This window comes from Kitasatospora sp. NPDC002543 (assembly GCF_053594915.1).
The window spans coordinates 1-26,968 of record NZ_JBSFWR010000067.1; the positions used below are offsets into that span (position 1 = coordinate 1).

23 protein-coding genes are annotated in these 26,968 nt (G+C 75.6%); 11 read left to right on the forward strand and 12 right to left on the reverse strand.

The genetic code is table 11. The features are described 5' to 3' along the window. The 3 genes from ACWD4P_RS25140 to ACWD4P_RS25150 all read left to right on the forward strand — a co-directional run. On the forward strand, positions 1–105 hold a 105-nt coding region (locus tag ACWD4P_RS25140), incomplete at its 5' end, for a sigma factor-like helix-turn-helix DNA-binding protein (protein WP_449781151.1). Between the two features lie 82 nt (positions 106–187). Next, positions 188–583, forward strand: a complete 396-nt coding sequence (locus tag ACWD4P_RS25145) for an STAS domain-containing protein (RefSeq protein ID WP_359827973.1) — start codon at positions 188–190, stop codon at positions 581–583. 163 nt (positions 584–746) lie between these two features. Beyond that, complete coding sequence (locus ACWD4P_RS25150) at positions 747–1,226, forward strand: ATP-binding protein (RefSeq protein WP_449781112.1); 480 nt, start codon at positions 747–749, stop codon at positions 1,224–1,226. Positions 1,227–1,323: 97 nt separating this feature from the next. On the opposite strand, the gene ACWD4P_RS25155 is transcribed toward ACWD4P_RS25150, so the two are convergent. Then, positions 1,324–1,692, reverse strand: a complete 369-nt coding sequence (locus ACWD4P_RS25155; RefSeq protein ID WP_359827970.1) for a PRC-barrel domain-containing protein — start codon at positions 1,690–1,692, stop codon at positions 1,324–1,326. 243 nt (positions 1,693–1,935) lie between these two features. Between ACWD4P_RS25155 and ACWD4P_RS25160 the strand changes: the two genes are divergently transcribed. Then, positions 1,936–3,054, forward strand: a complete 1,119-nt coding sequence (locus ACWD4P_RS25160; RefSeq protein ID WP_449781113.1) for a mechanosensitive ion channel family protein — start codon at positions 1,936–1,938, stop codon at positions 3,052–3,054. A 10-nt stretch (positions 3,055–3,064) separates the two neighbouring features. Here the strand turns inward: ACWD4P_RS25160 and ACWD4P_RS25165 are convergent, their stop codons facing one another. Next, a complete protein-coding gene (locus ACWD4P_RS25165) occupies positions 3,065–4,111 on the reverse strand; it encodes a YihY/virulence factor BrkB family protein (RefSeq protein ID WP_449781114.1) in 1,047 nt (348 codons plus the stop codon). Between the two features lie 298 nt (positions 4,112–4,409). Between ACWD4P_RS25165 and ACWD4P_RS25170 the strand changes: the two genes are divergently transcribed. Further along, positions 4,410–7,529, forward strand: coding sequence for a phosphocholine-specific phospholipase C (locus tag ACWD4P_RS25170; RefSeq protein WP_449781115.1), 3,120 nt, complete (start codon positions 4,410–4,412; stop codon positions 7,527–7,529). 129 nt (positions 7,530–7,658) lie between these two features. After that, positions 7,659–8,969, forward strand: coding sequence for a M14 family zinc carboxypeptidase (locus tag ACWD4P_RS25175; protein ID WP_449781116.1), 1,311 nt, complete (start codon positions 7,659–7,661; stop codon positions 8,967–8,969). Positions 8,970–9,252: 283 nt separating this feature from the next. Here the strand turns inward: ACWD4P_RS25175 and ACWD4P_RS25180 are convergent, their stop codons facing one another. From ACWD4P_RS25180 to ACWD4P_RS25205, 6 genes are all read right to left on the reverse strand, one after another. Continuing rightward, a complete protein-coding gene (locus ACWD4P_RS25180; protein ID WP_449781117.1) occupies positions 9,253–10,245 on the reverse strand; it encodes a TIGR03571 family LLM class oxidoreductase in 993 nt (330 codons plus the stop codon). A 69-nt stretch (positions 10,246–10,314) separates the two neighbouring features. After that, complete coding sequence (locus ACWD4P_RS25185) at positions 10,315–11,151, reverse strand: aldo/keto reductase (protein WP_449781118.1); 837 nt, start codon at positions 11,149–11,151, stop codon at positions 10,315–10,317. Between the two features lie 12 nt (positions 11,152–11,163). After that, positions 11,164–11,520 carry a nuclear transport factor 2 family protein gene (locus ACWD4P_RS25190; protein ID WP_359827954.1) on the reverse strand — a complete coding sequence of 119 codons (357 nt, stop codon included), beginning with the start codon at positions 11,518–11,520 and terminating at the stop codon, positions 11,164–11,166. Beyond that, positions 11,517–11,942 (reverse strand): GlcG/HbpS family heme-binding protein, encoded by a 426-nt coding sequence (locus tag ACWD4P_RS25195; RefSeq protein WP_449781119.1) that lies wholly within the window; start codon positions 11,940–11,942, stop codon positions 11,517–11,519. Before ACWD4P_RS25195 ends, ACWD4P_RS25190 begins: the two co-directional genes overlap by 4 nt. 43 nt (positions 11,943–11,985) lie before the next feature. Next, positions 11,986–13,185 carry an MFS transporter gene (locus tag ACWD4P_RS25200; protein ID WP_359827950.1) on the reverse strand — a complete coding sequence of 400 codons (1,200 nt, stop codon included), beginning with the start codon at positions 13,183–13,185 and terminating at the stop codon, positions 11,986–11,988. A 280-nt stretch (positions 13,186–13,465) separates the two neighbouring features. Further along, the gene (locus tag ACWD4P_RS25205) at positions 13,466–13,933 is read right to left on the reverse strand and encodes a MarR family winged helix-turn-helix transcriptional regulator (protein ID WP_449781120.1); all 468 of its coding nucleotides are present in this window, start codon (positions 13,931–13,933) and stop codon (positions 13,466–13,468) included. A gap of 317 nt (positions 13,934–14,250) precedes the next feature. Here ACWD4P_RS25205 and ACWD4P_RS25210 point away from each other — a divergent pair, with 317 nt between their 5' ends. From ACWD4P_RS25210 to ACWD4P_RS25220, 3 genes are all read left to right on the forward strand, one after another. Then, on the forward strand, positions 14,251–14,841 hold the full coding sequence (locus ACWD4P_RS25210) for a lytic polysaccharide monooxygenase (protein ID WP_449781121.1): 591 nt from the start codon (positions 14,251–14,253) through the stop codon (positions 14,839–14,841). 264 nt (positions 14,842–15,105) lie between these two features. Then, on the forward strand, positions 15,106–16,203 hold the full coding sequence (locus tag ACWD4P_RS25215) for a baeRF3 domain-containing protein (protein ID WP_449781122.1): 1,098 nt from the start codon (positions 15,106–15,108) through the stop codon (positions 16,201–16,203). A gap of 273 nt (positions 16,204–16,476) precedes the next feature. Next, a complete protein-coding gene (locus ACWD4P_RS25220; RefSeq protein WP_449781123.1) occupies positions 16,477–18,429 on the forward strand; it encodes a glycerophosphodiester phosphodiesterase family protein in 1,953 nt (650 codons plus the stop codon). 124 nt (positions 18,430–18,553) lie between these two features. On the opposite strand, the gene ACWD4P_RS25225 is transcribed toward ACWD4P_RS25220, so the two are convergent. Both ACWD4P_RS25225 and ACWD4P_RS25230 read right to left on the reverse strand, forming a co-directional pair. Then, on the reverse strand, positions 18,554–19,060 hold the full coding sequence (locus ACWD4P_RS25225) for a hypothetical protein (protein ID WP_449781124.1): 507 nt from the start codon (positions 19,058–19,060) through the stop codon (positions 18,554–18,556). Positions 19,061–19,228: 168 nt separating this feature from the next. After that, positions 19,229–21,526 (reverse strand): DUF7927 domain-containing protein, encoded by a 2,298-nt coding sequence (locus ACWD4P_RS25230; protein ID WP_449781125.1) that lies wholly within the window; start codon positions 21,524–21,526, stop codon positions 19,229–19,231. Between the two features lie 281 nt (positions 21,527–21,807). Here ACWD4P_RS25230 and ACWD4P_RS25235 point away from each other — a divergent pair, with 281 nt between their 5' ends. Then, complete coding sequence (locus tag ACWD4P_RS25235) at positions 21,808–21,978, forward strand: hypothetical protein (protein WP_449781126.1); 171 nt, start codon at positions 21,808–21,810, stop codon at positions 21,976–21,978. Positions 21,979–22,046: 68 nt separating this feature from the next. Here ACWD4P_RS25235 and ACWD4P_RS25240 read toward each other — a convergent pair whose 3' ends face one another. Together ACWD4P_RS25240 and ACWD4P_RS25245 are read right to left on the reverse strand one after the other, a co-directional pair. Next, positions 22,047–24,935: an ATP-binding protein gene (locus tag ACWD4P_RS25240; RefSeq protein ID WP_449781127.1), complete on the reverse strand. Its 2,889-nt coding sequence runs from the start codon at positions 24,933–24,935 to the stop codon at positions 22,047–22,049. Between the two features lie 242 nt (positions 24,936–25,177). Continuing rightward, positions 25,178–25,570 (reverse strand): recombinase family protein, encoded by a 393-nt coding sequence (locus tag ACWD4P_RS25245; protein WP_449781128.1) that lies wholly within the window; start codon positions 25,568–25,570, stop codon positions 25,178–25,180. A gap of 296 nt (positions 25,571–25,866) precedes the next feature. Here ACWD4P_RS25245 and ACWD4P_RS25250 point away from each other — a divergent pair, with 296 nt between their 5' ends. Then, the gene (locus ACWD4P_RS25250) at positions 25,867–26,961 is read left to right on the forward strand and encodes an alpha/beta fold hydrolase (protein ID WP_449781129.1); all 1,095 of its coding nucleotides are present in this window, start codon (positions 25,867–25,869) and stop codon (positions 26,959–26,961) included. Positions 26,962–26,968 lie beyond the last annotated feature (7 nt).

A 26,968-nucleotide genomic window follows, 5' to 3' on the forward strand; every position in this document is an offset into this window, starting at 1 on the left:
ACCCAGTCGCAGATCGGCGCCCGCCTGGGGCTGTCCCAGATGCACGTCTCCCGCCTGCTCTCCCGCACCCTGCGGCGCCTGCGCGAGGGCCTGGAGGAGGACTGAGGGGCCGGGGGGCGACCCCGCCGCTTGGCCGCGGGACGGTGTCTACGTAAGGTCGGAGGGCACGGACATGGAGGGGACGACGATGATGCCATCCGACAACGACCAGCGGGACCTCGTAGCGGCGGCCTCCCCGTACCGAGCGGAGCTGGCGGTGCGCACCCGCCCCGCGGCCCGCGGCGCGGTGGTCTGCGCCCTGGCGGGCGACCTCGACATCGAGACCCTCGCCCCCGCGGCCGACACGCTCACCGCCCTGGTCGCGCAGCGGCCCGGCGCGGTGGTGATCGACCTCGCCGGGGTGGGCTTCTGCGACTCCTCCGGGCTGAACCTCCTGCTCAAGACCCGCCTCGCGGCGGGGGAGGAGGGCGTGGAACTGCGCCTGGCCGCGGTGCCGCCCACGGTGATGCGGGTCCTCGAACTGACCGGCACCCACGCGGTGTTCTCCATCCACGCCTCGGCCGAGGAGGCCCTGGCGGCCTGAGCCGCCCCGCCCCGCGGGCGCGGCCCCGCGGGTGCGCGCCGGGGCGCGTGTCCGGGCGCGTATCGCGGGCGAGCCGCGCACCGGGCGCCGGGGAAGGCATAATCCCGGGAGCGCCGGGAAACCGACCATGCGAACCGCCGTCGATCCGAAAGGGTGCCCTCACATGACGATGAGCCGGGGAACCCTGGACGGCGACCCGCAGCCGACCGGGCCCACCCTGCCCGCCGGGGGCCAGCGCAGACGGCTGCCCCTGGCCGGGATCCCCAAGCCGGTCGCCCGGGCCCGGGCCTTCACCACCGAGGCCGTCGGCGACTGGTACCCGCCCGCCGCGGCGCCCGGCGCCCACGAGGGCGTCGGCGCGGACGTCGTGCTGCTGGTGGCCGAACTGGTGGCCAACGCCATGCTGCACGGCGACGGACCGCTGGAACTCGTCCTGGACGCCACCGGGCAGCGCCTGCGGGTGGAGGTCAGCGACCGCAGCCAGGCGATGCCCGCGCTGCGCCTGCCGCACGAGCCGACCCTGCCCGGCGGCCACGGCCTGTTCATCGTGCAGCGCACCGCCGACCGCTGGGGCGCCGAACCGCACGGCCAGGGCAAGACGATCTGGGCCGAGTTCGACGCCCACCGGCTGTCCCGCGGCTGACCGGCGGCCGTCCCGGGGCCCGCGCCGGCCCCACACGCCGGCCCCACACGCCGGCCGGCCGCCGCCCCGGGCGGGACGGCGGCCGGCGGCCGGTCGCTCAGAGGATGCGGCCGCTGTAGAACGGGCCGTAGTAGAGCGCGTACCGGTCCTGGAACCCGGGCTCCACCTCCAGCACGTCGCGGTCGAGGTCGGGGCCGGCCTTGATCTCCTCCCTGCTCCGGTCCACGTACACCTTCCGCTCCGCGATCTCCACGCGGGAGACGGTGCCGGCCGGCAGCAGCACCCGCTTCCCGAAGATCCAGGGGCCGGTGTCGACGACCAGGTACTGCGCCCCCACCTCCTCGGACAGCTTGTCGACCTTGCCGATGGGGCCGTCCTCCGCCTCCACGTGGAACCCGATGAGGTCGGTGCCGGCGCGGTGGCCGCTGGCGTCACGGAACTCCCAGATGCCGGTGTTCCCGCTCATGCGCATCTCCCTTCCCTGGTACGGGCCGGCGAGGTGCCGGCCCGGCGCGGACGCGCGATGACCGGCTGCCCCGCCCCGCCGCATCCATGCCGCCCGGCCGCCGGACCAGCCCGCCGGCACCGGCCGCCGTCCGGCCGCCGCCGACAGGAATGGCCGCGCCCCACCGGGAAAAACGAGCTGCCGGCGGGCGTCGCCGTACCCGGGCGCCCGCCGGCCGCACCCGGGAGAAGGGAAGACCGACAGATGTGGTGGAGCCTGCTACGCCTGGCACTCGCGAGCGCCGGGGCGGTGCTCTTCGCGTACGGCCTGGACCGGATCGCGCAGTTCGCGGTACGGCGCCTGGCCGCCCGCGCGGGCACCGCCGGCATACCCCTGCTGGTGCGCCGCTGCCGGCTCCCGCTGCTGGCGCTGACGGCCTGCCTGCTCCTGCTCACGGCCCTGCCCTGGATCGCCGCGCCGCCGGACGCCCGCGACGGGCTGCGCCACCTGGCGGTGATCCTCGCCATCGCCGCCGGCGGCTGGCTGTGCGCCCGGGTGGTGGCGCTGGTCGTCGACAGCACCCTGCGGCTCGCCGTGCACCGACGCGACCCGGCCTGGGCCGGGCGCGCCCGCACCCAGGCCGACCTGCTCGGCCGGATCGTCCAGGCGGTCGTCGCCGTGGTGACGCTGGGCGCGGTCCTGATGACCTTCCCGGCCGTGCGCGGCGTCGGCACCAGCCTGCTCGCCTCCGCCGGGCTGGTCGGCGTGGTGGCGGGCGTGGCGGCCCAGAGCACCCTGGCCAACGTCTTCGCCGGCGTCCAGATGGCCTTCGGCGACCTCGCCCGGATCGGGGACGTGGTCGTGGTCGGCGGCGAGTGGGGCACCGTCGAGGAGATCACCCTGACCGCCGTGGTGATCGCGACCTGGGACCAGCGGCGCCTGGTGATGCCCATGTCGTACTTCGTCGGCCGCCCGTTCGAGAACTGGTCCCGCCGCTCCAGCCGGATCACCGGCACCGCGCTGCTCCACCTCGACCACCACGCCCCGGTCGCCGAGCTGCGCAAGGAGTTCGACGCCTTCCTCGCCGGGAACCGGCTGTGGGACGGCGAGGGCAGCGCCCTCCAGGTGGTCGACACCACCCCCACCACCATCGTGGTCCGGGTGCTGGCCACGGCGGCGGACGGCGCCGACGCCTTCGAGCTCCGCTGCCAGCTGCGCGAGCACCTCATCGGCTACCTGCGCGACCACCACCCGTACGCCCTGCCCCGGCTGCCCGTGGCCCCGGCCCCCGGCTCGCACCCGGACACCGGGGCGTTCCCGGACACCGGGGCCGTCACCGACCAGCCGCCCGCGCCGCCCGAGCCACGCGCGCCGGGCAGGTGACCGGGGGCCGTCACCGGCCGCCCTCCCCGCCCCCGTCCTTCCCGCCCTCCTCCTTCGGCCCGTCCGGCTCCCCGTGCTCCCCGGGCTCCCCGGCCGGTGACGGCTCCTCGTGGAAGGAGACGTCGACCCGCTGCTCGGGCCGGCGCTCCTCCTGCCGGGCGACCGAGGACAGCACCGCCACGTCCGCCTCCGTCAGCGGCGGCTGCAGCAGGCTGCGCGGCCACAGCCGCCGGGCCAGCACCACGTTGGTCTCGGCCGCGTACACGGTGACCTGCGCCGCCAGGTAGAGCCAGGACAGCAGCCCGATCACCGTCGCGAAGAACCCGTAGACCTGGCTCGCGTGCCGCAGCGCGTGGGCGACCAGCAGCGACCCGCCCGCCTGCAGGGCCGTGAACAGCGGCCCGGCCAGCACGCAGCCCGGCCACAGCAGCCGCAGCGGCACCTCGCGCGGGGTGAGCACCCGGAAGCACGCCAGGCACAGGGCCGTGTTCACCAGCGCCGAGACGACCAGGCCCCCGACCCGGGCGGCCGGCCCGGCCAGCGCGCCGGCGACCAGCGAGGCGGCGGCGGTGGCCAGCGCCAGCCCGACGCCCAGCACCACGAACAGCAGCCCGCAGCGCGCCAGCCGCGGCCAGTAGCCGGGCCGCTGCACGCCCGGCACGTTCCAGACCTCGGCCATGGCGTGCTGCAGCACCTGCGCGATGCCCAGCGCGCCGTACAGCAGCCCGAGCACGCCGATCAGCAGCGCCAGGCCACTGCCCCGCAGCGAGTGGACGTTCTGGCGCAGCTGGTCGCCGATGATCGGGAAGTCCGCGAGCGCGGAGTCGAGCACCGCGCGCTGCGCCCCGGGGTGGCCGTGCAGGACGAAGCCGAGGGCGGTGCTGAGCAGGAGCAGCAGCGGGATCAGGGCGACGAAGCCGTAGTAGGTGATCAGGGCGGACAGCAGCCCGCCCCGGTCGTCCCCGTACTTGCGCACGACGCCGATCACCAGGCCGGGGGCCCGGTGGCGCTGCTGGAAGCGGTCCACGGCCCGCAGGCCCCGTTCGATGGGATTCACGCCGCGCGTCTGCCCGGGGTGCGCGGGTGCGACACCCCGGTCGCGGCATCCGGGTGACGGGTGGGGTTCCTGACGGCCGGTCCGGCGCTGCCGACGCGTCGACTGCTTGATCAACTGGCGTCAAGTTGTCTGTACAGCTCGGAGTCAATTGTCGGCCACCGGACCGTCATCGGACACGACGGCCGCGTCCACCTCGGTCTCGTACACATAACGGGTCCGGTCCGAACCGCGCGGCCGGCCCCCGTACCGAAGCCCGGTAGCGAACACCCGCGGTCCGTCAGCGAGGAGCCCCACCCCCATGAGTCCCAAGCCCGAACTGTCGCGCCGCAGCGTCCTCGGCGGAGCGGCGGCGGCCGCGGTGCTGTCCGCTCTCCCGATCAGCGTCCAGCAGGCGCTCGCCGCACCGGCCCGGCCCGGACGGCTGGCGGACATCCAGCACGTCGTGGTGTTCATGCAGGAGAACCGCGCCTTCGACCACTACTTCGGCACCCTGGCGGGCGTGCGCGGCTTCGGCGACCGCACCGCCGTGCGCGGCGTCGACGGCCGCTCGGTGTTCCACCAGCCCGACCCCGGCCGCAAGGAGGGCTACCTGCTGCCCTTCGCGATGAACGCCGCCCACACCAGCGCCTACCAGCAGGGCGCGCCGTCCTTCGGCTACGGCGACTCCATGAACGCCTGGAACGACGGCCGCGCCGACGGCTCCGTCACCCGCCGCTCCTCCGGCTGGCTCGGCCAGGGCTACTACGAGTCCGCCGACATGCCCTTCTACCACGCCCTCGCCTCGGTGTTCACGGTCTGCGACGCCTACTACGCCTCCGTGCAGTGCAACACCAACACCAACCGCGACCACCTGATGACCGGCACCAGCGGCGGCACCGTGCGGGACACCCCGGTGACCGACAACACCGAGATCCCCGGCGGCTACGAGTGGACCACCTACGCCGAGCGCCTGGAGAAGGCCGGCGTCAGCTGGAGGACCTACCAGGCCGTCGACAACTTCGACGACAACGCCCTCGCCTGGTTCGCCCCCTTCGTCAAGGCCAAGCCCGGCGAGCCGCTGTACGAGCGCGGCATGCGCGCCGTCGGCGACCCGGCCAAGAAGAACGACCCCTTCGCCATGGGCGACGCCCTGGTCGAGGCCTTCACCGCCGACGTCCAGGCCGACCGCCTCCCGCAGGTCTCCTGGATCGTCGCCCCCGCCGCCCTGTCCGAGCACGCCAACTACGCGCCGCCGAACGGCGAACACCTCACCTCCCGGCTGCTGTCCGCGCTCGCCGCCAAGCCCGAGGTCTTCCAGAAGACCGTCTTCATCCTCAACTACGACGAGCACGGCGGCTTCTTCGACCACCACCTGCCGCCCGTCCCGCCGCTGGCCGACGGCCGCGGCAAGTCCAACGTCCCCGTCGACGGCGAGGTCGTCGTCCGCGTCTCCAAGGGCTCCTCCACCTACCACCGGGTGGTCGGCCAGGACGGCAGGTACCGGGTCAGGGCCGCCGACGGCGCCCTCACCTGGTCCGACACCCTGCCCGCCGGCGAGACCCTCGTCTCCGGCCCCTACCCGATGGGCCTGGGCGTACGGGTGCCGATGGTCGTCGTCTCGCCCTGGACCCGCGGCGGCGTCGTCGACTCCACCGTCTACGACCACACCTCCGTCCTGCGCTTCCTGGAACAGCGCTTCGGCGTCCGGGAACCCAACATCAGCCCCTGGCGGCGCGCCGTCTGCGGCGACCTGACGAACGTCTTCGACTTCTCCGGCCGCAACCCCGCCTGGCCGCAACTGCCCGACACCAGCGGCAACCGCCAGAAGGTCGTCGACACCGGCAAGCTCCCCGCCCCCACCGTGCCCAGCCCCCAGACCTTCCCCCAGCAGCAGCGCGGCACCCGCTCCTCCCGCCCCGCCCCCTACAACCTGCTGGTCAAGCCCCGCCTCAAGGGCGACGAACTCACCCTCGACTTCGTCAACCAGGGCCGCCAGGGCGCCGTCCTCGCCGTCTACCCCGCCCCCGGCGAGGCCCCCAGGCACTACACCGTCGCCGCCAGGAGCCGCCTGTCCGACGTCTGGAAGGTCGGCCCCGCCGGCTACGACCTGCGCGTCCACGGCCCCGACGGCGCCCTGTGGCACCTGCGCGGCGACACGAACTCCGCGTACGAGATCTCGCTCTCCGAGGAGGGCGGCGGCAAGGTGCTGGAGGTCGACGTCATCAACCGCTCCCGCACCGCCCGGACCTTCCTGGTCGGCGACCTCGCCTATGGCGACGGCCTGCGCGAGGTCCGGGTGGCCGCCGGCGACGACCGCACCGTCAACCTCAAGGTCGGCCCCGAAGGCTGGTACGACGTCGCCGTCGGCGTCCAGGACGACCTCGGCTTCCGCCGCCGCATCGCCGGGCGCTTCCCCTGGGACGACCGCACCGTCACCGACCCCGCCCTCGGCCTGGCCGACCCGCTCACCGTCGACCTCGCCCTCGGCGCCGCCTCCACCACCATCGACGAACCCGTCCTGCTGCCCGGCCGCCCCGCCACGATCACCGCCACCCTCACCGCCACCACCGCCCTCACCCGCCTGGAGGCCCAGCCCCTGCTGCCGCCCGGCTGGAGCGCCACCGCCGTCACCGCCGCCCCCGACAAGCTCGCCGCCGGCGCCAGGGCCACCGCCGTCTGGCAGGTCACCCCGCCCGCCCGGCTGCCCGCCACCGCCACCCACCGCCTGCTCGTCACCGCCCGCGCCCAGGCCGACGGCCGCTACGCCGTCGCCGACGGCGAACTCGCCGCCCGCCCCGCCCCGCTGATGACCGGCCACCTCCTCGACGAGGACTTCGAATCCCTCGCCGACACCCTCAAGCCCGAATCCGGCCTGCTCGGCTGGACCTCCCAGGCCCCCAAGGGCTGGACGGTCGTCAACGCCCCCGCCATGCCCCAGGGCACCACCCGCCTCCAGGGCTGGACCTTCCACACCAAGCGCGAATGGGCCGCCCTCGGCGCCCAGGACCGCGGCAACTTCACCCGCGCCCTCGGCGTCGTCGCCGTCGCCGACCCCGACGACTGGGACGACACCGGCTCGCCCTCCCGCAAGGGCGTCTTCGACTCCACCCTGGTCTCACCCGCCGTCACCGTCCCGGCCGGCACCGACACCCTCCACCTCGCCTTCGACTCCCACTACCGCCAGGAAGCCCCGCAGAAGGCCACCGTCACCGCCGTCTTCGACAACGGCACCGAGACCCGCCTGCTCACCTACGGCCCCGACGCCACCGGCACCGACAACGCCGGCAAGGACGCCCAGAACACCGGCATCACCCGCAGCTTCGCCGTCCCCGCCGGAGCCCGCACCGTCACCCTCGAGTTCCGCATGTACGACGCCGGCAACAACTGGTACTGGGCCGTCGACCACATCCGCCTCGACACCCGCCCCGTCACCGGCTGACCCCCGCCGCCCCACCGGGCCCGCCCGCGCCCCCGCGCCGGGCGGGCCCGGGCCGCACCTCCCCGGTCCGCGCCTGCCCGAGACAGGTACAACTAACTACTCCACGACCACCAGGGGAGGAAGCCGAAGGTGACCGACACGACGACCCCCGCGGCCGACGCCGCCCGACTCCACGACCACTACCCCAGCCTCGACGAACTCACTACCACCGCGCACCAGTTGGCCGCCCGGCGAGCAGACCTGTGCCGGGTGCGCACCATCGGCGCCTCCCGCGCCGGCCGGCCCCTGACCCTGCTCACCGTCGGCCACGGCCCGCACGACCTGCTCGTCGTCGCCGGCGCCCACGCCGACGAGTTCGCCGGCCGCGCCACCACCCTCCACCTCGCCCACCACGCCCTCACCCACCCGCACCCCGGCCTCACCTGGCACTTCCTGCTCTGCCTCGACCCCGACGGCGCCCACCTCGCCGACGGCAGCCGCACCGCCCGCACCCTGCGCGCCTACTACGACCACTACTTCCGCCCCGCCGCCGAGGACCAGCCCGAATGGGCCCCCGCCATCGACTCCGACCTCCCCGAGAGCCGCGCCCTCCTCGACCTCGTCGACGAACTGCGCCCCACCCTCCAGTTCTCCCTGCACAGCACCGACGTCGGCGGCACCTTCGTCCAGGCCACCAGCGACCCCACCGCCCTCGCCCAGCCCTTCGCCCGCTCCGCCGCCCACCACGGCATCCCCGTCGAAACCGGCGCCTTCGACACCTTCCACCTGCACGAATCCGCCCCCGGCCTCTACCTCATGGCCCCCCACCACATCGACCACCAGGAGACCACCACCGGCATGCTCACCCCCGACCGGGACGGCGGCCACCGGACCGGCACCTGGTTCGCCCCGCAACGCCACGGCGGCGAGACCGTCCTGGTCGAAGTTCCCGCCTTCACCAGCGCCCACCTCGGCGACACCCGCCCCGCCGCCGACGTCCGCCGGTACCTGAGCACCTGCGCCGCCCGCCTGCGCCACCGCGCCACCCTCCTCACCGCACTCCTCGACGGCGCCCTGCCCCACGTGCGCAACCCCGACACCCCCCTGCTGCGTGCCGCCCGCACCCCGCTCGCCGCCCTGCACCAACTCGCCGACGAATGGGACCCGGAACTGCGCGGAGCGGACCTCCTGCGCACCCCGATCACCCGCGCCCGCCTCACCGGCATCGACCTGTGGGCCCACCGCGTCCCGGTCCGCGCCGCCGCCCTGCTGCGCCGCGCCGTCCGCGTCGCCGGCGCCCCGGCCGCCCGCGAGGCCGCCCGCCTCGACCACTTCCTGCGCGACTGGTGCGCCCAGTACCAGCAGCGCTTCGACCCCGTCTGGCTCCCCGTCGCCCACCAGGCCGCCCACCAGGCCACCACCGTCCGCACCGCCGTCGCCCTGCGCCACCCGACCCCCTGACCCCCAGGGGGACGAGGGCGGGGCATCACACCCCGCGGGCCGGCGGAGGCCACTGCGCAGGGCCTGCCTGGCCGCCCGCGTCCCGGGGGCGGGACGCGGGCGAGGGCTGACGGTTCGCCGTGGCCCTGGTGCCCCTGGCGTGCCGTCCGGCCCCGGCGCCGACGTGCGCCCGTGCCCGGCCGGCGGTCCGAACTGTCGTGCGGCGGTGTGTCGTTCGCGGTGTGCCGCCGCGTGCGCGTCCGCCCGCGTCCCGGAGGGCGGGACGCGGGCGGTGGTGCGGAGCTCAGCCGTGGCGGGCGGGGGCGGCGAAGCGGGGCAGGACCTCCTCGGCGAGCTCCTGGAGCAGTTCGTCGACCGGGCGGTCGTTGGGGCGCAGGTTGAAGGAGACGTGGGCGACGCCGAGTTCGGACATCAGCTCCAGGTGCTCGATCAGGGCGGTGCGCCCGGTGGCGAGGCCGAGCCGGATGGGGCGCGGCGCGGTGGCCGGGTCCTCGGCGAGGGTGAGGACCATCGGGGTCAGGTAGGGCTTGTCGCCGGCGAGGTCGCGCCACTGGCGCATCCGCAGGCGCAGCGCGTTCGGGTCGCGCGGGTAGTTGAGGGAGGCGTCGGCGTGCTCGGCGATCCACTCGGGCTTCTGCTGGGCGCCGCCGGCGACGGCGATCGGTATGCCCGTGGGGTGGACGGGCTTGGGCAGGACCTCCAGCTGCTGTTCGGCGCCGAGGCCGAGGGCGGGCAGTTCCAGCGGGCCGGGGCGCCAGGCGGCGCGCAGGGTCTCGACGCCGGTGCGGAAGGCGGCGCCGCGGCCGTGGAAGTCGCGGTCGAACAGCGGGTACTCCACGGGGCGGTCGCCGCTGGCGAGGCCGAGCAGCAGGCGGCCGCCGGAGAGCGCGTCGACGGTGGCGGCGGCCTTGGCGACGAGCAGCGGTTCGCGCAGCGGCAGGACGATCGCGCCGGTGGCGAGGACGGCGTCCTCGGTGAGGGCGGCGAGGTGGCCGAGGTGGGTGAAGGTCTCGAAGACGCTGCCGGCGTCGCCGAACCGTACGGGGTCGTAGAGGGGGACGTCGCGCACCCACAGGGCGGCGAAGCCGAGGCGGTCGGCGAGGGCGGCGAGGCGGGCGTGCTCGGCGAGGTCGGGGACGCCGAAGGGGCGGCCGGCCTCGCGGTCGGCCCGGCCGCGGTCCTGGCCCCAGTCGTTGTCCAGGGGCAGTTCGAGGCCGATGGTCAGCCGGCCGTCGGCGGGGGCCAGTCGGGCGAGTGCGGGGTGGAGCGGTGCCATGGCGGGTCCTTCGAAAAAACACCCGTCCCGGGCGGCGGTGCGGCCGCCCGGGACGGAGGGTGGGGCGGGTCAGCTCGCGTTGAACTGGTCCGGGTGCGGGCCGGTGCGCAGGTCGCGGTCGCCGGCGGCGATCGCGGCCATGTCCTGCTCGGTCAGCTCGAAGTCGAAGACGTCGAGGTTCTGCCGGATGCGGGCCGGGGTGACCGACTTGGGGATGACGATGTTGCCGAGCTGAAGGTGCCAGCGCAGGACGACCTGGGCGGGGGACTTGCCGGTGCGCTCGGCGATCGCGGTGATCGCCGGGTCGCTCAGGACGGCGCCCTGGGCGAGCGGGCTCCAGGCCTCGGTGGCGATGCCGTGCTCGGCGTGGAAGGCGCGCAGTTCGGCCTGCTGGAGGCCGGGGTGCAGCTCGACCTGGTTGACGGCCGGCACCAGCGGGCTGTTGTCCAGCAGGCGCTGGAGGTGGGCGGGCTGGAAGTTGGACACGCCGGCGGCGCGGATGCGGCCCTCCTCGGCGAGGCGCTCGATGGCGCGCCAGGAGTCGAGGTAGAGGTCGCGGGCCGGGGTGGGCCAGTGGATCAGGTAGAGGTCGGCGTAGTCCAGGCCGAGCTTGGCGAGGCTGGCGTCGAAGGCGCGCAGGGTGGCGTCGTAGCCCTGGTCGGCGTTCCACAGCTTGGTGGTGACGAACAGGTCCCGGCGGGCCACGCCGGAGGCGGCCAGGGCGCGGCCGACGCCGGTCTCGTTGCCGTAGATGGCGGCGGTGTCGATGCTGCGGTAGCCGGCTTCCAGGGCGGAGGCGACGGCGGCGGTGGTCTCGTCGTCGGGGACCTGGAAGACGCCGAAGCCGAGCTGGGGGATCTCGACGCCGTTGTTCAGCTTCACGGTGGGGACGCTGGGGGTGGTCATGTTCTGTCTCCTTCAGGCGGTGCGGTGGGTGAGGGTGTAGTGGACGGTCTGGGCGCTGATGAGGCCGTCGCGGAAGACGAAGGTGTCGACGCCGTCGGCGACTTCGTGGTCGGCGGTGCGGGCGCTCCAGCGCAGGAGCAGGACCTCGCCGGCGAAGCTCGGGGTGAGCTGCCAGCGGGCGTCGGGCAGGTCGGCGAGCAGGCGGCCGATGGCCTGGCGGATGCCGGCCCGGCCGTGGAAGGTCCCGGCGGGGGTGATGGCGACGGCGTCCTCGGTGTAGTTGCCGCTGATCAGGTCGAGGTCGCCGGTGCCGAGGCGTTCGCCGTGGTCGGCGAAGACCTCCCGCGGGCCGCGGGTGGCGGTGCTCACCGGCCGAGGCGGTCGAGCGCCGCGGTGGCGAAGGAGTGGTCCTGCTCGGGGGCGCCGCCGCCGACGCCGATGGCGCCGATCAGCCGGCCGTCGCGGTGGACCGGGATGCCGCCGGCGATGAACAGCAGCGGGCGGTCCAGGGCGGTGGGCAGGGTGTGGAACGGTCCGTCGGGCTTGACCAGGTCGACCAGGTCGGCGGTCGGGGCGTTCAGCTGGAGGGCGGTGTAGGCCTTGCGGGTGCTGGTCTCGCCGGAGATCAGCACGGCGCGGTCGTCGCGGCGGAAGGCGAGCAGGTGGCCGCCCGCGTCCAGGACGGTGACGCTGACCGTCACGCCCGCGGCCTCGGCGGCGGTGCGGGCCGTGTCGACGAGGAGCTCGGCGTCGGCGGTGGTGAGCGGGGCGGCGGCGGGGGTGGTGCTCATGGTGGTGCTTCTTCCGTGGGGTGGGTTCAGGTCGGTTCGATGGTCAGTGGCGCAGGGCGGCGTGGCGGGGAGCCGCGCCCGTGGCGGCGGCCGCACGGGTGTCGCGGCGCTCCAGGGCGGCGGACCAGAAGGCCAGCAGCAGGGCCGCTCCGGCGAGGACGGCGCCGACCCAGTTCGGGGCGGTGTAGCCGAGGCCGGCGGCGATCACCATGCCGCCGAGCCAGGCGGCCAGCGCGTTGCCGAGGTTGAAGGCGCCGATGTTGACGGCGGAGGCCAGGGTGGGGGCGCCGTGGGCCTGGTCCAGGACCCGCTTCTGCAGCGGGGGGACGGTGGCGAAGCCGAGGGCTCCGACCAGCAGGATGGTGACGGCGGCGAGGATCTTGTTGTGGGCGGTGAGGGTGAACAGCGCCAGCACCACGGCGAGGCCGCCGAGGGTGGTGTAGAGCATCGGCATCAGCTTGCGGTCGGCGTAGCGGCCGCCCAGCAGGTTGCCGAGGAACATGCCGATGCCGAACAGCACCAGCAGCCAGGTGACGGAGCCGTCGGCGTAGCCGGCGACGTTGGTCATCATCGGGGCGATGTAGGTGATCGCGGCGAAGACGCCGCCGAAGCCGAGCACGGTCATCGCCATGGCGAGCAGCACCTGCGGGTTGCGGAAGGCGGTCAGCTCGCGGCGCAGGTGGGCGCCTTCGGGGCGGGGCATGGCGGGGACGAGCCGGGCGATGCCGAGCAGGCCGATCACGCCGAGCGCGGCGACGCCGGCGAAGGTGGCGCGCCAGCCGACGGCCTGGCCGATGAAGGTGCCCAGCGGCACGCCGACGATGTTGGCGATGGTCAGCCCGGTGAACATGGTGGCGATGGCGCCGGCCTTCTTCTGCGGGGCGACGAGGTCGGCGGCGACGACGGAGCCGATGCCGAAGAAGGCGCCGTGGGCGAGCGAGGTCACGATGCGACCGGCCAGCATCACGGGGAAGGACGGGGCGAACGCGGAGAGCAGGTTTCCCGCCACGAACAGGCCCATCAGCAGCATGAGCATGGTCTTGCGGCTGATCCTGGTGCCGAGGACGGTCATCAGCGGGGCGCCGATGACCACGCCGAGGGCGTAGCCGGTGACCAGCAGGCCCGCGTTGGGGATGGAGACGCCGTAGTCGCCGGCGATCTGGGGCAGGAGTCCCATGATCACGAACTCGGTGGTCCCGATCCCGAATGCGCCGATGGCCAGGGCGATGAGAGCGAGAGGCATGGGCCCGAACCCTTCTGTGATTGCTTGAGCTAGCGCCTTGCGTGCTCAAACAATAGTTGCAGACGCGCGATAAGTGCAAGCGCGGATATGGTGCAGGCGCCCAGGGTCGCCGGTCGCGGGGTGTCGGGAGGGGTGGAGCGGGCACGTGGGGCCGGGTGGGCGGGGTGCGGGTGCGGGGTGTGCGGGGTGCCGGAAACGCCCCGGGCCCGGCCCGTCCGAACCGTGGGTGCGGTTCGGACGGGCCGGGCCCGGGGGAGTGGCGGTGCGGGGCCGGCCGGGGTCAGCGGGCCGGCGAGGCGGCGTCCAGGGCCTCGACGGCGCGGACCAACGAGGTCAGCTCCGGGTTGCGGCCGGCCTCGTCGAGCGCCTCGCGCAGGGCGGCGTCGTTGGTCGGGCGGGCCGCCTCCAGGAGTCGCAGGCCCTCCTCGCTCACGTTGGTGTAGATGCCGCGGCGGTCGGTCGGACACAGGTAGCGCGACAGCAGCCCGCGGTCCTCCAGTCGGGTGACCAGGCGCGTGGTGGCGCTCTGGCTGAGCACGACCGCGTCGGCGACCTGCTTCATCTGCAGGTGTCCGCCCACCCCGTCGTGCTGGCGGCTGAGCACGTCGAGCAGTGAGTACTCGCGCACGCTCAGGTCGTGGGCGGCCTGCAGGGCGCGTTCGATGTGGGACTCGATCCGGCCGTGCAGGAGGGACAGGGCGCCCCAACCGTTGGCGAGAGCGGTGAGCGCGGGGTCTGTGGCGGTCATGGGGCCCGGCCTCCTTCCGTGTGTGGCTGGGTCCAGGATAAGCCATGAACTGAAATATCGGCTAGAGCTTGTATAGCGCTCGTGCAACTACTTTCCGCTCCGGGGTCGCCCCGGCCGCGCCCCCGGGAGTGGTTCAGACCACTGTGGCCACAAATGGTTCAGACCATTGACGGACGGGGAAGGCAGATCCTACGGTGTCGGGCAACCGGTCTGGCGCGGGCATGCCATGTCTCGGGCAGGCCGCCGTGCGCACCCCCACGCGCACGCGCACGCCCCGCGCCGGGCGCACACTCCATCCACCCCCACGGAGGAGCACCATGCGCAAGCGCCATCTGATCGCCGCCGCCGCGGCCGCGATCACCCTGCCGATCGCGGCGGCCCTGCCCGCCCAGTCGCACGGCTTCATCAACCTGCCGCCGAGCCGTTCCGCGCTCTGCGGCGCCAACGCCGTCCCGTGGGACTGCGGCGACATCCAGTGGGAGCCGCAGAGCGTCGAGGGCCCCAAGGGCTTCCCGACCCGCGGCCCGGCGGACGGCACCATCTGCGCCGGCGCCGACGCCCGCTGGGCCCCGCTGGACAACCCCCGCAACGGCGCCTGGCCGACCACCAAGGTGACGGCGGGCCAGCAGCTCACCTTCACCTGGGAGATCGAGGCCCGGCACTCCACCACGAACTTCCGGTACTTCCTGACCAAGCCCGGCTACGACGCGAGCCAGCCGATCACCCGCGCCTCCCTGGACCTCACCCCGTTCCTGACCGTCCCCTACAACGGCCGCCAGCCCGCCGCCACCACCACCCACACCGCGACCCTGCCCAGCGGCCGCACCGGCCACCAGGTGGTCGTCGCGGTCTGGGACGTCGCCGACACCGGCAACGCCTTCTACTCCTGCACCGACGTCCAGTTCTGACCGTCCTCCGGCGGTCCGGGTCACCCGGGCCGTCCTGACCGCCGCGTCCCGCCGACGCCGCCGCCCGACCCCGGACGGCGCCGGCGGGCCGCCGCCCGTACTCCCGCCCCGCACCCCCGCTCCCCACCCCCGACCCTGTCGCAGGCCCCGGACCCGGCACCGCCCCGGGCCGTGCTCGCGCGCGCCGCCAAAGCCGTGAATAGGTACATTGACGACATTTGGCAGCAGTGCCCAGGCTCCGCGCGTCCACGAAAGAGGGTCTCCATGCGCCCCGACCTCAGCCCCGCCGTCCTCGCCGAGCTGCGCCGGCCGCGGCCCTATCCGGCGGTGTCGATCCTGATGCCCACGCACCGCCGGGAGCCGGACAACACCCAGGACCCGGTCCGGCTGCGCAACTTGCTGGCCGAGGCGAAGGAGCGCGTCCAGGCCGACCCGAAGGTCTCCCGCGCCGACCGGATCGACCTGCTGGAGCAGCTCGACCGGGCCCTCGCCGAGGTCGACCTGGTGCACGCCGAGGACGGCCTGGCGCTCTTCGCCGCGCCCGGCGAGCACCAGGTGTGGTCACTCGGGCGCACCGCCCCCGCCCGGGTGGTCCTGTCCGACACCTACCTCACCCGCAACCTGGTCGCCGCGCACGCCGCCGAGCGCCCGTTCTGGGTGCTCGCGGTCGCCGCCGACAAGGTGGTGCTGTGGGGCGGCACCGAGGAGCGGGTCGCCGAGGACAAGGGCCACGGCTTCCCGCTGGTGCGGGTCTTCGACAACCCCGACCCCGAGCGGCAGGAGCAGATCGGCGACACGCCCAGCACCTTCCGCGACGAGGCGACCAAGACCTTCCTGCGCCAGGCCGACACCGAGGTCGGCAAGTTGCTGGCCGCCGCCCCCCGCCCGCTGTACGTGGTCGGCGAGGCCGCCGCGCTCGCCCTGCTGGACGCCGTCGGCCCGATCGCCAAGGAGTCCACCGCCCAGCTGCCGCACGGCGGCCTGGCCCAGGCCGACGCCGAGACCGTCCGCAAGGTGGTCGAGCCCGCCGTGCGCGCCCACGCCGAGCGCGAGGTCGGGGAGCACCTCGCCCAGCTCGACAAGGCCCGCGGCGCCCAGCAGTTCGCGGCCGGCCTGGACGAGGTCTGGCAGACCGTCGGCGAGGGCCGGATCGCCCGCCTGGTGGTCGAGGAGAACTACCGCGCCACCGTGCGCGACGACGGCGAGCACCTGGTGCCCGCCGAGGCCGGCCAGGACGGCGCCCGCGAGGACATCGTCGACGAGGTGGTCGAGCGCACCCTGGACACCGGCGGCCGGGTCGGCTTCGTCCCCGACGGCACCCTCGCCGACTCCGGCCGGATCGCCGCCGTCCTGCGCTACTGACCCGCCGTCGGCCCGGCCCGGCCCGGCCCGCGGCCGCCCCCGCCCCGGCGGGCGGCCGCGGAACGCCGCCGGGCCCCTGACCGTCGCACAGGGCGACCGCCCGGCCGCACCCCCACCGGGCCCGGCCGCACACCCGCCCCCGCACCCGTACGGAAACGAACCGGCCGAACGGCGCAAGGATGACGCCACTGTCGTGAACCTCACCCCCAATGGTCACGAACGGTTCCCGGAGCCGTGGCGTCCGGTTCGGCAACCCTCCCTAACCTGCCGCGCATGACACAGAGTCACCGCCCCCGCGCGGGCCGCCGCACCGGCCTGCTCGCCGCCGCCGTCGCCGCCTCGCTCGGCCTCACCGCCGTCGCCCTGAACGCCCCCAGCGCCGTCTCCGCCGAAGCCGCCCCCGCCGCGGCCACCGGCGCCCCGGCCCCCGGCGCCCCGGCCCCCGGCGAGGTCGTCCTCGACGAGCACTTCTCCGCCCCCGCCCTGCCCGCCGGCTTCACCGCCATCGAGGGCGACTGGAAGGTGGAGAACGGCCGCCTGGTCGGCACCTCCGCCAACTCCGGGCAGCAGAGCCGCATCACCTTCGGCCGCCACCTGAACGACTTCCGCATCGAGGCCACCGCCCGCTTCGAGACCGTCCAGGACAACGCCCGCTGGACCGCCCTGGGCCTGGACGTCCCCGCCAGCGGCGCCACCCCCTGGTCGATCGCCACCATGCGCACCGGCACCACCGCCGCCAACGGCCTCGAGTTCGCCCAGCGCACCCCCGCCAACACCTGGAGCGTCACCGACACCGCCGCGGCCCCCACCGCCGCCGGCACCGGCCGCGACGTGCGCATCGCCGCCGAGGTCCACGGCACCACCGCCCGCTGGATCTTCGACGGCAAGGAGGTCATGCGCACCACCCAGGTCGCCCGCACCGCCGACGGCGGCCAGGCCCTGGTCGTCAACGGCGCCAAGGTCTCCTTCGACGACCTCAGGATCACCGCCCTGGCCCCCGGCGGCTGGCTGCGCCCGGCCGGCTCCCCGCTGACCGTCTTCGCCCACCGCGGCGCCTCCTCCGCCGCCCCCGAGAACACCCTGGTCTCCGACGAGATCGCCCGCCGCGGCGGCGCCGAGTGGATCGAGAACGACGTCCAGCCCAGCAAGGACGGCGTCCCCTACGTCCTGCACGACGACACCGTCGACCGCACCACCGACGGCAAGGGCCGCATCCGCGACCTGACCGCCGCCCAGCTCGACGCCCTGGACGCCGGCTCCTGGTTCGGCCCCGTCTACGCCGGCACCCGCGTGCCCACCCTCGCCGCCCAGCTGGAGGACCTGCGCACCCGCGGCGGCAACCTGCTGCTGGAGATCAAGGGCCGGCACAGCCGCGACGAGGTCGCCCGGATCGTCAAGGAGGTGCGCGACCACCGGATGACCGGCCGGGTCTTCGTCCAGAGCTTCGAGGTCGACGCCCTGCGCCACACCCGCGAACTCGCCCCCGAGCTGCCGCTCGGCCTGCTGCGCGGCGACCTCGACGCCGACCCGGTGGCCGTCGCCAAGGACCTCGGCCTGTCCGCCTACAACCCCTCCGACGGCGGCCTCGCCGCCCGCCCGGCCGTGGTGAAGGACCTGCACGCCGCCGGCGTCGCGGTCAACGTCTGGACGGTCGACTCCGCCACCCGCTGGAAGGCCCTGGAGGCCGCCGGCGTCGACGGCGTCATCACCAACCGACCGGCGGAGCTGGCCGGTTGGAACAGCGCCTGGCTGCAGGGCGCCGCCCCCGTCCAGCCCGCCGCGCCCACCGTGGCGATCACCTCCCCGGCCGCCGGCGCCACCCTGGACCGCGCCCAGCAGCCGGTCACCGCCGTCCGGTCCAGCGGCGCCGACACCGTCCGCCTCACCCTGGACGGCAGGGAACTGGCACCCGGCACCGCCCTGGACACCACCGCCCTCGCGCTCGGCAAGCACACCCTGCGCGCCGAGGCCACCGGCCCCGGCGGCCGCGCCGAGACCACCGCCGAGTTCACCATCGCCGCCACGCCCACCGGCCTGGCCGCCCTGGTGCTCACCTCCGGCGCCGACCGCAACGCCGTCGCCACCCTGACCGTGATGCTCGGCCAGGGCCAGTACCAGCCGCTCGCCCACTGGGCCGAGAACCAGGCCGGGCGCACCGTCCCCGCCGAGCGGGCCGCCCTGATCGCCGCCGAGGCCCGTGCCCTGGACGCCGCCCCGCGCGGCTGACACCCCGCCGCCGTGCCCGCCGGCGCCGTCGACGACGGCACCGGCGGGCACGCGGTGGGAGCCCCCGGCCCCCGGCGCCGGGGGCCGGGGGCGGTCGTGCGGGCGGCTCACCCGCGCCGGCGCGTCACCAGACGCGGTAGACCGCGTCGCGGGCCTGGCCGAGGAACTTCTGGTAGGTGCCCAGGTTCCAGGCCGCCCAGGAGGCCCAGCCGCGGCCGGTGCCGTCCTCGTCGATCGCCTTGGCCTTGCGGGCCGACCAGCCCATGTCCTGCCAGTTCTCGGGAGTGACGACCCCGGCGTCGCGGTAGTGGACGTCGGGGTACCACCGCTCGTTGATCTGCCAGGCGCCGAGGTCCTTGGTGCCCGGGTCGGGGTCGGTGGGCAGGTTGGTGTGCACGGCCAGGCGGTCGCAGCCGGACTCGGCCATGGCGATCGCCACGGCGTAGATCGCGTCGTCGTTGCGGCCCTCGCCGGACTTGTCCTTCGCGAAGCCCGCCCACTTGGCCTCGCGGGCACAGGCGTCGATGCCGCTCTGGTCGCCGGCGGCGTTGGCGCTGAAGGTGGTCGAGGTGAGGCTGAGCGCCAGGACGGCGATCGAGCCGGTGAGCAGGGCGCGGGTCTTGCGCAGCACGAGAGTTCTCCCATCGGTGACGGCCCGTCAGCCGGGCCGGTACGGGGAGGACGCTAGGAAGCCTTGGTAGACAGACGATCAACGCGGACGTATACGCAGGTTCACGACGGCGCGCGGCTGCGCCCACGCGAGGCGTGGACGCGGCCGTAGGGACGGTCGTCACCGGGTTCAGCGGGTGCGGCGGCTCCTGCGCAGCAGGAGCACGCCCGCCGCGACGGCGCCGAGCGCGGCGAGCCCGACGATGGGCAGCAGCCGGGCCGCGTCGCTGCCCGTCTCGGGCAGCTGCCCGCCGTGGCCGGGCGGGGTGTGGGACGGGCTGGGGCTCGGGTGCGGCGGCTTCGTCGGGCTCGGGCTCGGGCTCGGCGAGGACGTCGGGCTGGGGCTCGGACTGGGGCTCGGGCTCGGGCTCGGCACGGTGACCGGCACCTCGGCGCGGCAGCGCGCGTCCGTCGAGCCCTGCGCGCAGTTGTTCGGGTAGGTGGTGGAGGTGACGGCGTTGCGCAGCACCGCGTCGGCGGTCAGCGCGGAGTGCACGGTGACGGAGTAGCCGATGGTCGCGGTGGCGCCGACGGGCAGGTCGCCGCTCCAGGTCAGGGTGGTGCCGGCGAACTGGACCCGGCCGCGGTCGGCGGTGGCGTCGTTGTTGTAGGCCGCGGAGTTCAGCACGCCGGCCAGGTCGTCGGTGAGGGTGACGCCGGGGGCGTCGACCTGGCTGGTGTTGGTGACCTGGATCCGGTAGCGGACGGTGTCGCCGGGCTTGGCGCTGGTGGGCTGGGCGGTCTTGACGACGGTGTAGCCGGGCACCGCGGCGACGGTGTTGCGCACCGTGTTGCTGGTGCGCTCCTGGGCGCGCTGGGTCTGGCTGCCCCGGAAGTGGAGCGCGGCGGTGTCGTCGAGGTGGGTGCCGACGGCGGTCGAGGCGTCGACGGTGACCTGGAAGGCGACGTCGGCCTCGGCGCCCGGGGGCAGGTCGCGCACGGCGCAGGTGACGGTCCGTCCGCTCGCCGTGCAGTCCGGGTTGGAGGCGGGGACGAAGGTGGTGCCGGCCGGGATCGTGTCGGTCACGGTGACGCCGGTGGCGGTGTCGAGGTCGGTGGAGCTGCCGTCCTGGCGGCGGTTGGCGACCGCGAAGGTGTAGGTGATCGTCTCGCCGGGGCCGACCAGGCCGGGCGGGTTGTCGTCGGGGCTGCCGGGCGGGGTGTTGGCCTTGGTGATCCGCAGGTCGGGTTCGAGGGCGTCCAGGGCCAGCCAGGCGGCCTGCGGCTCCAGGGCGTCGCCGGCGCCGCTGATGCGGACCAGGGCCTGCTCGGCGCCGGCCGGGATCTTGCCGGTGACGTCGATCATCCGGGCGTCGTAGCCGTAGTTGTTGACCGGGTCGGGGTCGCGGGTGGTGATGTTGGTGCCGGTGCCGTCCGCCGCGACGTGGTCGATGCGGCTGGTGAACGCGTTGTCGGTGCCGATCCCGGTGGGGCCGGGCATCGGCAGCAGGACCAGGTTCTCCGGGGTGGAGCCGACGGCCAGGGTGTCCCCGGCGATCGGCGCGTCGCCGTCGCCCACGGTGATGCCCATGGTGGCCCGCGGGGCCGTGGTGGCGGGGGTGCGGATGCCGCCCAGGGTCAGGGTCGTCGAGTTGTCGGGGTCGCGCAGCAGCTGGTAGCCGTCCCAGACCTGGAGGTAGCGCAGCGGCTGGGCCTGGTCCTCGTACGCGACGACCAGCGACCAGCCGCCCCAGCAGCCGACGTTGTTGCCGCCGAAGTTCTGCGCGGAGGAGCGGCCGGCGCACGCCTGGATGTCGGCGACGGTGTAGCTGCCGGGACCGGCCGCCCTGACCTCGGCGGTGACGTCCTTGACCGCCCCGCCGGCCAGCAGCGGCTCGGGCGGGTTCCCGCCCACCTTCTGGTCGAACCAGTCGTAGGTGTCCGCGGTCACCTGCTGGTAGCCGCTCGCCCCCGGGACCTTCCAGGAGACCAGGTTGCCCTTGTTGATGTCGCCGGAGGTGCCGCCCGCGGTACTGGTGTTGGTCGGGTTGAACTGCCAGTACAGGCGGGCCGAGAGCACCGTCGCCCCGGCGGGCAGCAGCAGCTGCGCGGAGGAGGCGTTGGGGCCCGGCGCGTTCGGGTCGACCTTGACGAACTTGGTCCGGCCGTTGTTCGAGCCCTCGGTGTCCGAGCAGACCGTGCCGTCACTGTCGTCGCAGGTCAGCACCGAGTTGGAGGCCATCGTCAGATTGCCGTGCGCCAGCAGGTCCACCACCGGGTCCGGGCCGATCGGGCGCTGCGTCCCGGCGCCGCGCGGCTTCGCCTGCGCCGCCTTCGCCGCCTTCACCGCCGTGACGGCGTGTCCGGTCTGCGGGACCCCCGCGGGCAGCGGCGGCGCCAGGGCGGCGGCGCCCGCGCCGAGCACCACCACCAACAGCGCGGACAGGACGTGCGGCGGACGTGGTCGCAGTCGTCGGACACGTGACACGGGAACCTCGCGGTCGGGAGGCGATCGGTACGGACAGCAGCACCACGTACCTGCCGGGACGGCCGCCGATGCCGGTCGGGAGCGAACTTCACCCGACCGCAGCAGCACCGGTTGACGGATCGTCCGCGAGCGGGGCCGGGCGGTTCGGGCCCGGGCCGACACGGGCCCTACCCAGGATTCGGGCCGGGATTGGGTAGCGGTACGCATTGTTCGAACCCCGCCCCGACCGGTTTCCTGGAGCCCGCCCCGCACCGACGACCCTCACCCCCCGGAGGTCGCCCATGACCCGCCGCGAACGGCTCCGGCTCTACGCCGACGCCCACTTCACCGCCCCCGACCCCGGGCTGGTCCTGCCCGCCCGCCGCGGCGGCGCCCTGCGCCGCCCCGGCCTGGCCCGGCTGGCCCGGCTCTCCCGGCTCGTCGAACGCTCCGGCCACCACCGGCACGGCTGACGGCCGACCCCCCGAACCGGGTCCCGCCCCTTGAGGGAGCGGGCGGGACCCTCCTTCCCCACCCCGCCTCAGGCCGGGTCCTGCTCCGCCGCCAGCGCCTCGCGCAGCCCCGCCCGCCCCACCCCGAGCTTGCGCAGCGCACCGGCCACGTGGTGCTCGACCGTACGGGTCGACAGGAACAGCGCCCGGGCGATGTCCTGGTTCGCCGCGCCCTCGGCGGCCAGCTCCGCGACCTGCCGCTCGCGCGGGGACAGCCGCTCGCCGTAGCCGCGCCGCCCCGGCGAGGCCGCCCGGCCCAGGCCCAGCTCCCGCCGCAGCCGCTGGCAGCGGGCCGCGTCCGAGGCCGCCCCCAGCGCCAGGTAGGCCCGCTCGGCGGCGGAGATCCGCTCCCCGGCCGCCGCCCGGTCCACCCCCGCCACCGCCGTCGCCGCCCGCTCCTCGGCCCGCGCCTGCTCGTACGGGCGCCCGATCTCCCGCCAGAGCGCGCCCGAGCGGACGAACCGCGCCCCGGCGCCCGCCGGATCCTCCTCGGCCAGCAGCAGGCCCTCGGCGAAGGCCAGCGCCGCGCGCGCGGCCGGCGCCTCCCGGCCCTCCAGGCCCACCCGGGCCTGCCCGGCCAGCTCCGCCGCGCCCGCCCGGTCACCCCGGGCCAGCAGCACCTCGACCGCCACCGGCAGCAACTCGGCCGACCGCGGCCAGGCGCCCGCCTCCCGCAGCGCCGCCAGCGCCGGCTCCAGCGTCGCCGCCGCCCGCGCGACCTCCCCCTCGGCCAGCAGCAGCGCCGCCGACCCGGCCGCCACCCGCAGCACCCCGGTCACCTGCGACTCCCGCTCCCCGTACGGGCCCGCCTCCGCGAAGTGGGCGTGCGCGGCCGCGAGTTGACCGCGCGCCGCCGACAGCCGGCCCAGCAGCAGGGCCTGCTCGATCCCGGCCATCGCGAGGTCCGGGAACTCCGCGCCCAGCACCGCCAGCCGCTCCTCCAGCCCCTCCCAGCGCCCGGCCAGGCCGTCCAGCCGCACCAGCGCGATCCGGCTGTAGCACTCCAGGTACGGGATCGCCGCCCGACGGGCCAGCAGCCGGCTCTCCTCCAACAGCCGCGCCGCCCGCCGGTCGTGGCCCAGCTCGACGGAGATCTCACCCACGTTGTACAGCGCCCGGGTGGTCTGCCGGACGATCTCCGGGCTCTCCGAGTCGCGCGGCAGCGCCTCCAGCCGCTCCCACACCGACGGGTCGCCCTCGCGCGCCAGGAAGGTCAGCCGGGTGGCCCGCACCGCGGCCGCGACCTCCTCGTCCGGGTCCGCCGCCAGCGTCCGCTCCGCCCGCTCCAGCCACCCCCAGGCACGCTCGCCCGCGCCGTCGCGCTCGTTCATGGCCAGCGCCACCATCGCCCGGGCCGCCCGGTCCGGGCGCTGCTCCAACTCCTCCAGCGACTCCTCGATCCGGTCGAAACCCGCCCGGTTCCCGCCGTGCACGGCCATCAGGAACCCCAGCGACAGCCGGATCTCACCGCGGTCGGGCACCGGCAGCCGCGGGTCGGCGATGATCGTCGTCAGCGTCGCCGCACTGGCCACCGAGTCCACCCCGTCGGCCGCGATCCGCGCCAGCGCCAGCGCGGCCCGCCCGCGCCGGCGCGGATCGAGGTCCGGCTCGTCCAGCAGCCGGCGCAGCAGCGCGCCCGCGCTGCCGCTGTCCCCGAGCGCCACCGCCTGGTCCGCCGCCGCCTGCGCCACCTCCTGCCAGGCCGCCCGGTCGCCCAGCGCCAGCGTGTGGTGGGCGATCTGCACCAGCGGCCGCGGCTCCCGCGCGCCCAGCGCCGCCACCGCCCGCCGGTGCAGGGCCCCGCGCCGCGGCCCCGGCAGCCGCCGGTACGCCACCTGCTGCGCCAGCACGTGCCGGAACCCGTAACGCGCCAGCGGCCGCTCGCTGAGCACCGCCGCCCGCAGCGCCTCGGTCAGGCCGTCCGCCGCCGCCTGCGCCTCCAGGCCCGCCACGGCGGCCAGCAGCTCCTCCCCGGCCGCCACGCCGAGCACCGCGGCCGCCGAGGCGATCGCGGCCGCGTCCGGGGACAGCGCCGCCAGCCGCTCGGTGACGGCGTCGCGCAGACCGCGCGGCACCTCGGACTGCTCCAGGTCGGCGGCCAGGTCCGCGGCGTTGGTCAGCGCCCCGGCACCGCGCCGCTCGCCCAGCGTGATCAGGTCCTCCTCGGCCACCAGCGGCAGGCCCTCGCTGCGGTCGAACAGCACCCGGGTTAGCGCCGCCGTCGCCCGCGGACCGAGCGCCGCCCGGGCCAGCTCGTCCACCTCGGCCTCGGCCAGCGGCGACAGCCGCACCAGCGCCCCGCCCACCCCGGCCGGGCGCCGGTAGGCCGCGCCGAGCACGGGGGTGTCCGGCGGCAGGTCCTCGGCCCGGTAGGTGAGCACCAGCGCCAGCCCCGCCGGCACGTCCCGGGCCAGCAGCAGGAGCAGCTCCCGGGTGGCGTCGTCCACCCAGTGCAGGTCCTCCACGACCAGCACCGTCTCGCCGAGCGCGTCCAGCAGCGCGCGCACCGCCTGCACCAGCAGCCGCAGCCCCGGCGGCCCCTCACCGGCCGCCGCGGGCAGCGGCGGCAGCCGGTCGGCCAGGTCGGGCAGCAGCGGGCGCAGCGCCCCGGCACTGGCCGGGATGCGGTCGGCCGGCGGCAGGAACGGGCCGACGCCGCGCAGCGCGTCCACCACCGGGCCGAAGGCCAGCGGCTCGCGCAGCGGGTGGCAGAAGCCCGTCAGCACCCGGCGGCCCGCGGCGGCGGCGCCCGCCGCCGCCTCCGCCACCAGGCGGGACTTGCCGATCCCGGCCTCGCCCTCGACCAGCACCACGGCGGGCGGGTGGAGCATCGCCTCGGTGAGGCGGTCCAGTTCGGGGCGGCGGCCGACGAACGCGAAACCGGCGCCGGGCGTTCCCGGCTCGACGGGCCGGGTCACGAGCGTCCGGCTGGTTCGGGTGCGCGGCGCTCGCCGAGGAGGGTTGCGAAGGCCATGGGCCCCATCATGCCGTGACGGCCGACGGCGGTGCCCGCCGGGGCACGCGCTGCGGGGCGGGGCCCGGGCGGGACCTGCGGCGGTGCCCCGGGCGGGACCTCGGGCGGTGCCCCGGGCGGGACCTCGGGCGGTGCCCCGGGCGGGACCTGCGGCGGTGCCCCGGGCGGTGCCCCGGGCCCGGGGTCTCAGACGGCGCCGGCGGGCACCGGCAGCGGGAGCGGCGGCACGTCCCGGCCGGGCAGTTCGAGCACCGTGCAGCCCAGCGCCTCCAGCCGGCGCACGGTGGCCCGGGCGCTGCGGTCGTCCAGCGAGAAGACGAACGGCCCCGGCACCAGCACCACGTCCACCCAGCCCTGCCCCACCCGCTCCAGCAGCCGCTCCAGGGCGGGGAGCCGGTCACCGGAGCGCACCCCGTCGTCCAGGAACGCGGCCGGCAGCGGCAGGCCGTGCCGGCGGGCCAGGCGCTCCAGCACCGCGCGCTGGTACTCCAGCCCCGCCGCGTCGGCGGGGAAGCAGCGCAGGTACAGCGCGGGCCGGGCCGGTCGGCGGCGGGGCGGCGGCAGGGGGCGGTCGGTCATGTCGTTCACCTGACCTGTTCGGTGAGGAGTGCGACGGGGTGGGGGAGAACCCGTCCACTCCAGCAGGCCCCGGTGAACAGTGGGGGATCAATGGGGGTCGCCACCCAATCGTGCGGGCGCCGGGACGGCTGCGCCGGGGCCTCCGCCGGTCCCGTGGGCCCCGGCGGGCCCCTGGCGTCACCCGTGTGCGCGGCCGTCCCGGGCGCCCCTCGCGGCACGCGGCGGCCGCCCCGGGCGTTGACGGCCTGTCAACCCATCGGCCTGAACGGCACGTTCGCGACGACGGAGGAACCGTAATGATCGACAGGCGCACCTTCACCACGGCCGTCGGCCTCGGCGCGGGCACCACCGCGCTGTCCCTGGCCGCCCTGCCCCAGGCCGCGGGGGCCGCACCGGCCGGAACCCCCGTACCGGCCGGGTCGGCCCCCGCCCCCGGTGCCCCCGCCGCCGTGGCCGGGGCCGGGGCCGTCGGTGCCGCCGCCCGGACCGGCTTCGCCCGTCTGGCCCGGGTCCGCGCCGGCCTCCTCGACGTCGGCTACGCCGAGGACGGCCCGGCCGACGGCCCCGCCGTCATCTGCCTGCACGGCTGGCCGTACGACATCCACAGCTACGTCGACGTCGCCCCGCTGCTCGCCGCCCGGGGCTACCGCGTGATCGTCCCCTACCTGCGCGGCCACGGCAGCACCCGTTTCCTGTCCGACCGCACGGTGCGCAACGCCCAGCAGTCCGCGGTCGCCCTGGACGTGCTCGCACTGATGGACGCGCTGGGCATCCGGCGGGCGGTGCTGGCCGGCTTCGACTGGGGCTCGCGCACCGCCGACATCATCGCCGCGCTGTGGCCCGAACGGGTCAAGGCCCTCGTCTCGGTCAGCGGCTACCTCGTCACCGACGTCGAGATGCAGAAGGAGCCGCTGGCCCCCGCCGCCGAACACACCTGGTGGTACCAGTTCTACTTCGCCACCGAGCGCGGCCGCGCGGCCATGGAGAACCGGGACAAGCGCCGCGAACTGTGCCGGCTGGTCTGGCAGCAGGTCTCGCCGACCTGGGCCTTCGACGACGCCGTCTTCGAACGCACCGCCGCCGCCTTCGACAACCCCGACTACGCGGCGATCGTCATCCACAACTACCGCTGGCGCCTCGGCCTGGCCGACGGCGAACGCCGCTACGACCAGCTGGAGCGCCGGCTCGCGGCCCGCCCGAGGATCGCCGTGCCGACCGTCACCCTCGACCCCGGCCGCGACCCGTTCACCGCTCCCGGCGACGGGTCCGCCTACCGCGACCTCTTCACCGGGCCCTACCTCCACCGCGCCCTGCCCGAGGTCGGCCACAACGTCCCCCAGGAGGCGCCCGAGGACTTCGTCCGGGCCGTCCTGGACGCCGACCGCCTCTGACCGGGGG